Annotated in this window: 9 protein-coding genes and 1 tRNA gene; 2 read left to right on the forward strand and 8 right to left on the reverse strand. The window is 41.1% G+C overall.

All coding sequences use genetic code 11. The features are described from left to right. Positions 1 to 73 precede the first annotated feature (73 nt). From AB3G73_RS13145 to metA, 4 genes are read right to left on the reverse strand one after another with little or no spacing between them, the layout of a single operon-like run. Positions 74 to 601 (reverse strand): GNAT family N-acetyltransferase, encoded by a 528-nt coding sequence (locus AB3G73_RS13145; RefSeq protein WP_367745433.1) that lies wholly within the window; start codon positions 599 to 601, stop codon positions 74 to 76. A 39-nt stretch (positions 602 to 640) separates the two neighbouring features. Beyond that, positions 641 to 1,786 carry a zinc ribbon domain-containing protein gene (locus AB3G73_RS13150; RefSeq protein WP_322019746.1) on the reverse strand — a complete coding sequence of 382 codons (1,146 nt, stop codon included), beginning with the start codon at positions 1,784 to 1,786 and terminating at the stop codon, positions 641 to 643. After that, a complete protein-coding gene (locus AB3G73_RS13155) occupies positions 1,783 to 3,612 on the reverse strand; it encodes a U32 family peptidase (RefSeq protein ID WP_367745104.1) in 1,830 nt (609 codons plus the stop codon). Before AB3G73_RS13155 ends, AB3G73_RS13150 begins: the two co-directional genes overlap by 4 nt. Then, a complete protein-coding gene (metA, locus tag AB3G73_RS13160; RefSeq protein ID WP_074559981.1) occupies positions 3,609 to 4,526 on the reverse strand; it encodes a homoserine O-succinyltransferase in 918 nt (305 codons plus the stop codon). Before metA ends, AB3G73_RS13155 begins: the two co-directional genes overlap by 4 nt. Positions 4,527 to 4,706: 180 nt before the next feature. Here metA and AB3G73_RS13165 point away from each other — a divergent pair, with 180 nt between their 5' ends. Continuing rightward, positions 4,707 to 4,877 carry a DUF362 domain-containing protein gene (locus tag AB3G73_RS13165; protein WP_002559159.1) on the forward strand — a complete coding sequence of 57 codons (171 nt, stop codon included), beginning with the start codon at positions 4,707 to 4,709 and terminating at the stop codon, positions 4,875 to 4,877. Positions 4,878 to 5,114: 237 nt separating this feature from the next. On the opposite strand, the gene AB3G73_RS13170 is transcribed toward AB3G73_RS13165, so the two are convergent. The 4 genes from AB3G73_RS13170 to AB3G73_RS13185 form a co-directional block, all read right to left on the reverse strand. Continuing rightward, entirely contained in the window at positions 5,115 to 6,308 is a 1,194-nt protein-coding gene (locus AB3G73_RS13170; RefSeq protein WP_148365794.1) for a pyridoxal phosphate-dependent aminotransferase, read from the reverse strand. A gap of 82 nt (positions 6,309 to 6,390) precedes the next feature. Beyond that, the gene (locus AB3G73_RS13175; RefSeq protein ID WP_004299085.1) at positions 6,391 to 7,608 is read right to left on the reverse strand and encodes a bifunctional 3,4-dihydroxy-2-butanone-4-phosphate synthase/GTP cyclohydrolase II; all 1,218 of its coding nucleotides are present in this window, start codon (positions 7,606 to 7,608) and stop codon (positions 6,391 to 6,393) included. A gap of 5 nt (positions 7,609 to 7,613) precedes the next feature. Continuing rightward, the gene (locus AB3G73_RS13180) at positions 7,614 to 9,512 is read right to left on the reverse strand and encodes an LptF/LptG family permease (protein WP_367745105.1); all 1,899 of its coding nucleotides are present in this window, start codon (positions 9,510 to 9,512) and stop codon (positions 7,614 to 7,616) included. A gap of 76 nt (positions 9,513 to 9,588) precedes the next feature. Beyond that, the gene (locus tag AB3G73_RS13185; RefSeq protein WP_143260012.1) at positions 9,589 to 9,975 is read right to left on the reverse strand and encodes an START-like domain-containing protein; all 387 of its coding nucleotides are present in this window, start codon (positions 9,973 to 9,975) and stop codon (positions 9,589 to 9,591) included. A 224-nt stretch (positions 9,976 to 10,199) separates the two neighbouring features. On the opposite strand from AB3G73_RS13185, the gene AB3G73_RS13190 reads away from it, so the two are divergent. Continuing rightward, positions 10,200 to 10,273: transfer RNA gene (locus tag AB3G73_RS13190), tRNA-Met, on the forward strand. Positions 10,274 to 12,391: the final 2,118 nt, after the last annotated feature.

The following is a 12,391-nucleotide window of genomic DNA, read 5'->3' on the forward strand; positions in this document are numbered from 1 at the left end:
TTAGTTTACCTACTGCTTGCTATCAGTTTGCTTATACCTAAGACTGCTTCGTTCATCATCCAACGTACCTGACCTATACTTCAGTACGATCAGATTCCTCCACCCCACCATGCAAACGCTTCATCTGATAAGCAATACGTTCCGTCCCATTCTTAACATAAATGATGCCGCAACGTTGAAAGCCATACTTCGTCAGTATATGTTGCATGACCTTATTATCCCGATGAGTATCTACCCGGACATTAGGCCAACGTTGAAAACACCAGTCCAGACAAGCTTCCGACACCCCTTTCTGCTTTCCGTTCGTTGCCAATCGGTGAATTACTCCATAAGGTTCGTCATTGAGCCATACACCTTCATAAATCTGTTGGTAAGTAGGATCCTCACCTAGTATGAAACAAAAAGTTCCCAAGATTTCTCCTTGTTCACCGATACAGACAAAGCTATGGCTCTCTTCAATTTCCTGACGAATCAATGCTTCAGACGGATAGCCGTCAATCCATTGGGTCGTGTTCCCGGTTGCACGCATAAAAGCACGGGCATAGTCATAAATCTCCATCACTAAAGGGAGATCTTTTATTTCAGTAGACCTGGTTTTCATCATTTGAAAAGTTATTCAGAAATAAAACAGATAATAAAATCACTCGTTAATCGCTCCACAATGGGGGCATATACCTTTTTGCTTCATTTTTTCCCCGCAACGTCCACAACGATACTTATACCCAATGTTCCGACAGACTTTCTTCGCAAAAACCAGCATAAAAAAGGCAAGAAACAGATAACCGATATAAATATGTGTCATCAGGATAAAGAAGAAATAGCAGAAAATACAGCAGGACATCAACCCTAGCAAATAAAAAATAGCCGCAGCGGGAGTCAACTGTCGAAACAAATCATCCAGCACCGCCAAAGCGACTATCAAAAACAACCAGATGCTCAACAAGAAGACAGAGAGAATAAAAGGAACTTTGAATGGCGACAAAGTAGGATTGAAATAAAAATGCTCCCACGTTTCCGGCACAAAGACCTGCATTGATTCGTAAATCGTTGCACTGAAAGCCATCAACAAACAGAGAAATAATGGATAAACACTATCTATATCATTAAAATAGACCATCTGCAATTGCTTTCGACGAAAAGCACGAAACAGATATACACCAACGAATAAAGCGAAGATTATAATAAAATAAGAAGCATGCGTATCACTGAAAAGATGAATGGCCTGCGAAATACTATCAGTCGGCACAAATGATGTTTTGAGTTCTTTTTCACGTATCCAGCCCTGTTCATCCTGTGTATGAGCCAGCTTCACCCAAATACTGTCTACACTATCGGCAGGATGAACCGCAAACTCTGCCACCACTACCCTATCCCCTTTATTCAACTGAATAAAAGTATCTTTTATCGGAAGACATTCCAAAGAGATGGAATCATCGACTACTTCCAGATTTGTATTCCAGGTATAATGCCGCTCGTACAAGTAGGTCAACGAGTCTTTCGTCTTCTTCGACAGTTCTTCCGAATCCAGAGCCGGGGCTTTATAATAACAGGATGAGAGCAAAAATAAACATAGTAGTAAGTTCATCACAGTTTTCATCACAGTTTTCACCACAGAGGACGCAGAGGACACAGAGGGTAAAAGGGGGAAAAAAGGGAAAGAGAGAAACTTTCTACACTTTTTCCCCAAAACACGCAAACAGTCTGTATCAGAAGAATGAGTGAAGATGTTACCTTCACTATATCCCCTGTGTCCTCTGCGTCCTCTGTGGTGAAAAATGATTCTCATTGCGCAGCCTTTACTTTCATTTGACAATTCTTACAATCAAATTCCAGACGAAAACGTTTGCCGTCATTCGATACCAGATAGTAAGGCTCTTTATAAGGTGAACGTACCCGTTGATGGATAGGACACCAGCCCATGCTATAACGCAAACAATGTTTGCAGAACATCAGTACCGCATCTTCCACTGCTTCTTTTTCGTACGCTGCGGCTACCTGTTGTACCCCATGCTCCTGATAGAAAGAAGCTGCACGAGTATTCATTACATTCCCCAGATATGTTAATGTCGTTTGCGGGAAAGCATGACTCGTTGGCTTCCATACTGCCAATTCCTGACGATAATTGATTCGACGGGCAGTTATTAACCGGTCGATTGCCTGTCTGCGGAAATCAGCTAACACTGAAGCCGGCAAAAACCAGTTCCCGGTAAAGGATATTTCTATTTCTTTTGCTTCAAAAGGTGTATTCCCCAGTTTGGACAGTTGCGTTTTCAGATTGTCCGTCTGTGGAGTCCGGGCAAGTTCTTTCTCACGAGGGAGAGTGATTGTAACGCTATTATCATCTTCGTCAGTCAATGTCAGAGAGAAACCGAAATTGTTGTCGGCAAGCAAGATTTTCACTGCGATCTTCCTTTCGGCAGATTTGCGGGAAAGGATTCGCTCAAATTCCTGGTCGAAATTACGGTATAGCGTAGTGCGGGGTTTGATACGGGGCATTTCCTGCGGATAGAGTTTGTTGCTGTCCACCCGGTTGATGCGGAAACCCTGCAAACGTCCCTGTTCGTCGATATAGCAGACACCGTCTCCATTGTTAAAAGATTTAAGTCCGGCAACTGTCAGATAGTTGCCACGGGACTCCTTCATGGTTCCCATCTCTTCGCCCAGCGATTTAGGAGTGTCGAAAGAGAAAATCTCTTTATCACGTCCGTGCAAGAAATAATGCGTAAATCCACGACTAAAACTCTTGTCGAGTTGTGGTTTAAATTCGAAACTACACGTACCCGAAGAAGCACGTACATATTCCGGACGACGGGCAAAGATTGCATCCAGTTTCTGGCGATAAGCGGCCGTTACATTCTTCACATAAGACACGTCTTTCAGCCGTCCCTCTATTTTAAATGAAGAAGCTCCGGCATCCAGCAGTTGCTCCAGTTCGTCGCTTTGATTCATATCTTTCAGGGAAAGCAGATGTTTGTCTTTAACAATCACTTTCCCGTCCGCATCTACCAGACTAAAAGGTAGACGGCAGAATTGCGCACACTCTCCGCGATTGGCACTACGACCGAAACAGGCCTGACTGACATAGCATTGCCCGCTATAGCTGACACAAAGCGCCCCATGTACAAATACTTCTAAAGGTACTTCCGGACAGCTTTCATGAATCTTCTTTATTTCACGCAACGATAACTCCCGCGCCAACACCACTTGACGGAAACCTGCTTCCCAAAGGAATTTCACTTTTTCCGGCGTACGGTTGTCCATTTGCGTACTGGCATGAAGCGGTATCGGAGGAAGGTTCAGTTTCGTGATCCCCATATCCTGTACAATCAGTGCATCGACACCAATCCGATAAAGTGCATGAATCATCTCCTCCGTCTCTTTCAACTCCTCTTCTTTCAGAATCGTATTGACCGTGACATAAATACGTGCATTATACAAATGAGCATGCTGCACCAATGCTTCAATATCTTCCAATGAATTCACAGCTGCCGCACGGGCACCGAATTTCGGAGCACCGATATATACAGCATCTGCACCATGGTTGATAGCCTCAATACCACATTCCAGGTTTTTCGCCGGAGCGAGAAGTTCTATTTTACGCTGCTTTATCATTTAATATCATTGATGTTGTAAGGTGTTTCCTGATAAACAAAGTAGTTCAACCAATTGGAGAACAACAAATTGGCATGGGCACGCCAACGTACCAACGGGCCTTTTTCAGGATCATCGTCTATATAATAATTGCGGGGGATCTCTATCGGCAGGCCTTTATCCAAATCACGGCGGTATTCCGCATCCAGTGTCAGCGGAGAATATTCAGAGTGTCCCGTGACAAAGAACTCACGTCCGCCCCGTGCCATTGCCATATAGACACCGGCTTCTTTCGATTCGGAAAGCAACGTCAGTTCCGGAACTTTCAGAATGTCTTCCCTGCGCACTTCCGTATGACGGCTATGCGGCACATAGAAACAATCGTCAAAACCACGGAAGATGGAATGGAAAGGTTCCAGTACGCGATGTTCAAAGATGCCGAACATCTTCTTTTCCAACGGGTATTTTGGAACTCCATAATGATGATACAATCCGGCCTGTGCAGCCCAACATATATATAAGGTAGAAGTGACGTGCGTGCGTGCCCAATCAAAGATTTCCGTAATTTCATCCCAATAGGTCACCTCCTCGAAGTCCATCTGTTCTACAGGGGCTCCGGTGATAATCATACCATCATACTTCTCATGACGCATCTGATCGAAATCCGTATAGAACGTTTTCATGTGTTCTATCGGCGTATTCTTCGACGTGTGGCTCTTGATCTTCATAAACGAAATCTCCACCTGAAGAGGGGTATTCGAAAGTAAGCGCACCAAGTCTGTTTCCGTCGTAATCTTCAACGGCATCAGGTTCAGAATCACAATTCGTAGCGGACGAATATCCTGCTGCGTAGCGCGGGAAGTGTCGATCACGAAAATATTTTCTTCCTTCAAAAGCTCTATCGCAGGTAGTTTATCGGGTAAATTTAAAGGCATAATCGCTATATATTAGTAATTTGAATGCAAAAATACGAAAAATATAGCAGATAATAGGGAGGTTGCTTATTTAGAAGACGTACAAATTAAGTCAATTTAATCATAGAAGCATAACAACTAATCAATAAAAGCCTTATTTTTGCCGAAGAAATTAGTACTAATAATTTAAATCTTAGAAAAATGGCTTACGTAATTAGTGACGATTGTATTGCTTGCGGTACTTGTATTGACGAGTGTCCGGTAGAAGCTATCTCTGAAGGTGATATCTATTCTATCAACCCAGATGTATGTACTGACTGTGGTACTTGCGCAGACGTTTGTCCGTCTGAAGCAATTCACCCGGCTGAATAATACAAGCTACAAAAAATGTACAGGCTGCTTTCTACGGAAGGCAGCCTTTTTTTTCACCACAGAGGACGCAGAGGACACAGAGTAAAATAGTTTGGGGATGTGTCACAACTCTCCTTTCAGTGAAATCCCCCTTGCTACAAAGCATTTGTGGCAAGGGGGATTTCTAATTTATATGGGTGACGACACATCCTTTCATTGTTTCTTCTCTGTGTCCTCTGAGTCCTCTGTGGTGAACTCTTATTTCAATTTAGCTAATGCTTCCTTGATACGACGGATAGCCTCTACGATATTTTCATCGCTTGTAGCATAACTCATGCGGATACATTCAGGAGCACCAAAAGAAGCACCACCTACACAAGCCACGTGAGCTTCTTCCAGCAAGTACATTGCCAAATCATCAGAATCTGCAATCTTACGTTCGCCGTTGCTCTTTCCAAAGAAAGCATCACATTTCGGGAACAAGTAGAAAGCGCCCTGCGGAACGTTTACTTCAAATCCCGGAACTTCCTTAGCCAATTTCACAATCAGGTCACGACGGCGTTCGAATGCTTTCTGCATCTCTTTTACCGGTTCCTGTGTTCCTGTATATGCAACTTCAGCAGCTTTTTGAGAAACGGAACAAGGACCTGAAGTGTACTGACCTTGCAATTTGTTGCACGCTTTTACAATCCATTCCGGACCGGCAATAAAACCGATTCTCCATCCTGTCATAGCGTAAGCTTTGGAAACACCGTTTACAATCACTGTACGTTCCTTCATTTCAGGGAATTGAGCGATACTTTGATGTGCGCCGATGTAATTGATATGTTCGTAAATCTCGTCAGCGATTACGATCACCTGCGGATGTTTAGCCAATACAGCAGACAGTCCGGCCAATTCTTCTTTTGTATATACCGAACCTGTCGGGTTGGACGGAGAACAAAGAATCAAAGCTTTCGTTTTCGGAGTAATAGCAGCTTCCAGCTGTTCCGGAGTAATCTTGAAATCTTGTTCGATACCTGCCGAAACGATTACAGGAGTACCTTCTGCCATTTTCACCATTTCCGGGTAGCTTACCCAGTAAGGAGCCGGAACGATTACTTCGTCACCCGGATTTACCAATACAAGGATTGTATTACAAACAGATTGTTTTGCACCATTTGCACATGAAATCTGGGCGGCTGTATATTCAAGACCGTTTTCTTTTTTCAGTTTCTCAACAATAGCATTGCGCAAAGCCGGATAGCCCGGTACCGGAGAGTAACGGGAAAAGTTATCATCTATGGCTTTTTTCGCAGCTTCTTTGATGTGGTCAGGAGTATTAAAATCAGGTTCTCCTACACTTAAGTTAATAACATCAACACCCTGTGCCTTGAGCTCGTTACTCTTTTGAGACATGGCAAGCGTCGCCGACGGCGACAAGCTGTTCAAACGATCTGATAATTGATTCATTTTGTATCTATTTTATTGTTGTTGAGTGAAAATCGTTGCAAAATAAACGATAATATTTGATATATGGAAACAAATTGGCAATTTACTTATTAAAATGTAAAGTATGTCCCATTCTTTCTTTCTTCGTTCTCAAGTATCGCTCATTATACGGATTAGGAACTGTTTCAACAGGTACATTTTCTACAATCTCCAATCCATAGGCTTCCAAACCAACACGTTTTACCGGATTGTTTGTCAAAAGTCTCATTTTGTGTACGCCCAGTTCACGAAGAATCTGTGCACCTACTCCATAATCACGTTCGTCGGCAAGGTGTCCCAGACAAATATTTGCGTCAACGGTGTCCATTCCGTCTTCCTGAAGTTTATATGCTTTCATCTTTTCCATCAGACCGATGCCGCGTCCTTCCTGATTGAGGTAAACCACCACACCTTTTCCTTCTTTTTCGATCATTTCCATCGCTTTATGCAACTGTTCGCCACAGTCACAGCGCTGCGAACCAAGGATATCTCCTGTAGCACAAGATGAATGGACACGCACCAGGATAGGCTCGTCTTCACTCCATGTACCTTTAAATATAGCCATATGCTCCAATCCGTTTGATTTCTGGCGGAAAGGAATCAGACGGAACATCCCATGTTCAGTAGGCATGTTTACTTCCACTCCTTTTTCCACAATGGATTCCTGTTTCAAACGATAGACAATCAGGTCATGGATAGAGATCAGTTTCAGTCCATGTTCATCTGCCATCTGGCGGAGTTCGGGCAAGCGTGCCATTGTTCCATCTTCACTCATGATTTCCATCAAGGCACCTGCCGGGTAAAGTCCTGCCAGACGAGCCATGTCAATCGTAGCTTCCGTATGTCCGGCACGGCGAAGCACTCCTTTTTCTTGTGCATATAACGGATTGATGTGTCCGGGACGACCGAAGGTTGCCGGTGTAGAAGTAGGATCGGCCAACGCCTGAATAGTAGCAGCACGGTCGGAAGCAGAAACACCTGTTGTACAGCCTTCCAGTTTGTCAATGGTAACCGTAAAAGGAGTTCCCAACACGGAAGTATTGTCACTTACCTGATGCGGCAAATCCAACTCCTTGCAACGAGACACTGTGACAGGTGCACAAAGCACCCCACGCGCATGCTTCAACATGAAATTCACTTTCTCGGGAGTTATCTTTTCAGCGGCAATAATCAAGTCGCCTTCATTTTCGCGGTCTTCATCATCCACTACTATGACAAACTTGCCTTCTTTGAAGTCGGCAATCGCATCTTCTATTCTATCCATTTTAATAGTCTCTTTCATAACACTTATTTATTGATTTTCTGTATGATGAATTGAATTTGTTCATTGTTCTTTATAATCCGTTCCATATCCTTAGCCAGACGAACACGGAACGCCCAAATGCGGAAATAGAAAAATAAACCGATAGGGAAAATGACTCCGGCTACCAAATTCAACCAATATATATGGAACGGGCGCACATGAGCAGAAACGGAAATAACCGGATAATTGTTTAATGCACCGATCAAAGTGGTCGATTTCGTATTGGACATTTCTTCAACCAACGCTTCCAGCTTTTCATTGATAGCCATTACTTCGTTGTCATCCTCGCTCGACATCCACAATTTAAAATAATTCGGTGCTTTTTCCAATCGTTTCCTGGCAGCATACGCTCTGCACTCTGCAGTAAGTTGTTCCAAATCACCGTTCAGACGTGTGTAATCAGGATCATGGATAATCACTTCTTTCTTAAATATATGGCGTACACTACGGATTCCCGCAATCTTCTTGAACCAGTTAATATAGGCATCTGCATTAAGCACCACAGAATCCTTATTCGATTTATAGGTAAGGAAAACTCCTAACGGGGCAAGGACCGCACTACTTGTCCACATTCCCATCCATACTATCCACTTACCGTCACGGGCCATTTTATATCCTGTATTATCAATGATATAGTAAATGATAAATACCAACACAGATACAATTACCGGCATTCCGAGACCTCCTTTGCGGATAATTCCGCCCAATGGAGCTCCGATAAAGAAGAACAGCAGACAAGAGAGTGAAATCGTTATCTTCTTATGCCATTCCGTCTTATGCTTGCGAATACTATAATCGTTGTTCTCCATCGTGAATTTCTTGAACCCAAGATCGTTGGCCACGTTCTCCGCACGACTGACAGCAGAAGAAATCACCTTCTGTTTCTGCGTTAAAGAGGCTACTTCGTAAAGACTGTCTACATTATATTCATGAATATCCGCCTTTTCTATTTTGATCGTATCTTCCTTTGTCAATCCATAAGAAGGACGGAAGTTTCCTTCTGCCACTTCCCTGTAATACTGTCGCCCGATACTGTCGCCCACTACCGTCATTGAATCTATGGAACTCTGCAACTGTGCCATATCCTTAGCACTGGACTGCTTACCCATGATCTCACCGTCAACCATATTGAAATCGGAATTAAACTCAATAATGGTATGTTTTTCCCGGAATTCCTCGCGTCGATAAGGTACATTCTCCGATTTCATACTTTGTGCCCTCAAATTCTCAAATAAATCTCCGCTATACAAATGTAACCAAAGATGCTGCTTATCCGCTGTCATCTCTAAACGTCCGGAATCAGCATATATAATACGTGCTTTCTCAAACCCATCTTTCATGCTATAAATCAACACATCATATAGCATACCGGTCTTCCGGTTCTTCTTAGCTACCTTTAAATTATAATCCTTTATTTCAGAATAGAAAACTCCTTCCGGAATATCCAACTCCGGAGATTTCTGTTTCATCGAAAGAATCAGGGTTCCCAGCTTAGCCTGGGCGATAGGACCTACTACATTTTGGAAATAGAATGAGACACCGACAAGCCCACAAACGAAGAAAGCAAGCGGACGCATGATTTTAAGGAGGGAAATACCTGCAGCTTTCATCGCAAGCAATTCATAACGCTCGCCAAAGTTACCGAAAGTAATCAAAGAAGCCAGTAACACCGCCAATGGCAACGATACTGGCACTAGTGTTAATGCGGAATAAAAGAAGAATTGAGCCATTACGCTCATCTCCAATCCCTTCCCGACCAATTCGTCTACATATCTCCACAGGAACTGCATCATGAATATGAACAGACAGATGAAGAATGTACCAATAAAGAGCATCAAAAAGCTCTTTACGATGAATATATCTAATTTCTTTATGCGTAGCATCTTAATAGGTTCGTGCAATTAGGATGCAAAATTAGCACAAAAAAAGGAGCATCGAAAATTTTTAGTTGAAAGTTAACTAAAAACCACAAGTTCTTCTTAATTTAGCTACTTGTGACTCCCACAATTCTTTCATATCATCCACTTCATCCGGCTCTGCGAAATCGGTAATCTCCAACACATAGTCACTAGTCAGCTCATTATAAGTCATCTTGATTTCAAAATAATCACGTTCGTTTTCATCATCCTGCCAACGGAAGCGGATAAAAGAGAAAGAGCGAATGGCAATAATCTCTGCTTTCCTCAGTTCTGTCTTCCCCCAATGGAACTCTACTATTTTATCGTCAGAAACAACTTTGTCGGCAAACCAGTCCTCCAACCCGGTCGGTGTACTAATAGCTCCCCAAAGAATATTTTTAGACGTTGCATTCAACAAATACTCCAAATGAATCTTTTCCTTTTTCATAGCAATTTCGAATTGTTTTTACGTGTGCCAAGATAAATACTTTTTTCTAAATACACCGCATAAATCAGACACTTTATTTAATTATTCTTTCATTATCGAGCCTCAAACTCCCTGTTTATAGGGAAAATCAGGACCCTTCTTAAAGAAAAAACACAAAAAAGTTATGAATTGTTTTGGAGATTATAAAAAATCATCTATCTTTGCACCCGCAATCGAGAAATGATGGCGGGATAGCTCAGCTGGTTAGAGCGCATGATTCATAATCATGAGGTCCCCGGTTCAATCCCGGGTCCCGCTACAAAGCCGAAAGGCTTTAAAATTAGGCAATTAGGAGGCTTCCACTCTTGGTTGTCTTTTTTCGTTTTTAGAGCATTTGCACGCCATTTGCACACAGCTACTTCAAAAGGATGAAAATGGATGAAAAAAGGGAGAATACAATTCATTATTGTGCTTCTTTCATACCTACTACCCTTGCAAGACCCTCAGCCCCCTTCTATGAAATATAGGAGTTTCTTTTTCACTGATTCAAGAAATTTAAAAGTTTGTCAGGCAGTTAATCCATTCATTCAAACCTCAAGATTGTGACAGTATGAAATCATTAGTTGACTCGATACCTATCATTACTTGCGCGGGAAAGAACAAAGTAGGAAAGTTCGCCACTGAGATTACTTCCAAGGATATTGTTCAACAAAGAACATGTATTACTTCGGACTAAAACTCCATGCAGTGGCTTTCCGTAGAAAAGGAACTATACCTTTTTCTGAAATGCTCATACTTTCCGCTGCTGATGAAAATGACTCCACTGTATTCAAAAGAGAATGTGTGGGAAATCTGAACAATAGAGATATGCCGATAAAATATATTCGGATATATCATTCTATAAAGAGACACAAGAATCCAAAAAGCTCGAGCTATTTACTCCTGTAAAAGCTATCAAAGGAGAATCACCTGAAATAACAAAAAGGGAGAAAGCGGCAAGAGACTTGGTTTCAACGGCAGTCTCAAAAGTCAGACAACCCATTGAATCATTATTCAACTGGTTGAATGAAAAAACAAATATTCAAAGAGCGATGAAAGTCAGATCTACATCTGGACTTCTGGTACATACGATGGGAAAAATTGCCATCGCATTAATTACTCTAATTTTTAACTAAGAATCAAATACTGATTCGCATTATATATAAAAAACAATAACACGAGCCTTGATAAGCTTACAAACTTCCGGAAAAATCCAAGCCTTCATCTACATGGAAAATCAAAACCTACAAATTAGATTAATCCTAAACACTATTATCCCAAAACAACACAATTAGTCCGGGATCTAAAGAGTAAAGAAACACTTTTTTCGAAAGTACTTTTATCTTGAGTAATAAAACAGTAGCCTACTCTCCAAATTAATTACACTGTTAGCTATACTTTTTAATTCTCTCTCCAATTACAGTACAGCTTTCTCAATAATATTTGCTGCTTGTAACTCAACACACGGTCTAAAGTTCCCTGAATACCGCTATATTTATCATATATAGCATCTTCTTGCACATATGATGTTAACCCCTCAACCAAAATTATCGGTACAACATATTCTCTAGCGACCTCGTCATTATTAAGTTCCACGACTAACATCTGATTTACTTTATTGAGAGCTTCTATTGGTTTGGAGAATTACTAAGTCCATCTGAAGAAGAGAAATTCAGATATAAATTGCAATCATAAGCTAAAAAAGTTTATTCTCTAAAACAAAAAAATAATCAATATATGACAAGGTAAGTATATTTGGCATTAAATCAATAAAGTATTATCTAGTTGGAGGAAAAAAGAATAAAATAAATAGAAACTACTGTGCTTTCAAAAAAAATGACATCGCGGGTACGTAAATAATATTTTAAGCTCGAAATCTGCACTTTCCCAATTATTAGTAGCTTCTCATCAAATACAATTTTCTTTTAATTAAACGACAATAAACGATATTTCACTCACAGCTTAAGTCGCCCTAAGTCTAGTCCCAACTGCCTGGTATAAAGCCAAGGCTGCATTTTGTCAAAGAATAGACTAATTTGTTTTTTACTTTCTAATAATATATGAAGGTGCATCGTCCATTACGATATACCTTCATTGCTATAGGTGTATAAGCAGTCTTTCATCTTCATTGTACTACTTAATTGACTGCATGCAAGACCATTGATGATATTTCCTTAGAATGTTATTTTTTTAAAAGATAAAGATGATTCTATTCCTAATGTCTTTTTTTTACTATGTGTTTTCATTTTTAATAACCCTCATTGGGGGGACAAACCGTATTTTAGAAGAATACTTGAAAATATAAAAAGACAACTAATTTTCAATGAATCAGTTGTCTTTTTTTATGAATATCCTTAAAGATAATTCAGGCTCATGGAAAGCAGCTTCTGTTTGAAGA

This window comes from Bacteroides sp. L008, assembly GCF_040812255.1.
Taxonomy (GTDB): Bacteria; Bacteroidota; Bacteroidia; order Bacteroidales; family Bacteroidaceae; genus Bacteroides; species Bacteroides vicugnae.

Coding starts and splice junctions, on each gene's coding strand:
- AB3G73_RS13145 (WP_367745433.1), bottom strand. CDS start 601: ATGAAAACCAGGTCTACTGAAATAAAAGATCTCCCTTTAGTGATGGAG.
- AB3G73_RS13150 (WP_322019746.1), bottom strand. CDS start 1,786: ATGAGAATCATTTTTCACCACAGAGGACGCAGAGGACACAGGGGATAT.
- AB3G73_RS13155 (WP_367745104.1), bottom strand. CDS start 3,612: ATGATAAAGCAGCGTAAAATAGAACTTCTCGCTCCGGCGAAAAACCTG.
- metA (WP_074559981.1), bottom strand. CDS start 4,526: ATGCCTTTAAATTTACCCGATAAACTACCTGCGATAGAGCTTTTGAAG.
- AB3G73_RS13165 (WP_002559159.1), top strand. CDS start 4,707: ATGGCTTACGTAATTAGTGACGATTGTATTGCTTGCGGTACTTGTATT.
- AB3G73_RS13170 (WP_148365794.1), bottom strand. CDS start 6,308: ATGAATCAATTATCAGATCGTTTGAACAGCTTGTCGCCGTCGGCGACG.
- AB3G73_RS13175 (WP_004299085.1), bottom strand. CDS start 7,608: ATGAAAGAGACTATTAAAATGGATAGAATAGAAGATGCGATTGCCGAC.
- AB3G73_RS13180 (WP_367745105.1), bottom strand. CDS start 9,512: ATGCTACGCATAAAGAAATTAGATATATTCATCGTAAAGAGCTTTTTG.
- AB3G73_RS13185 (WP_143260012.1), bottom strand. CDS start 9,975: ATGAAAAAGGAAAAGATTCATTTGGAGTATTTGTTGAATGCAACGTCT.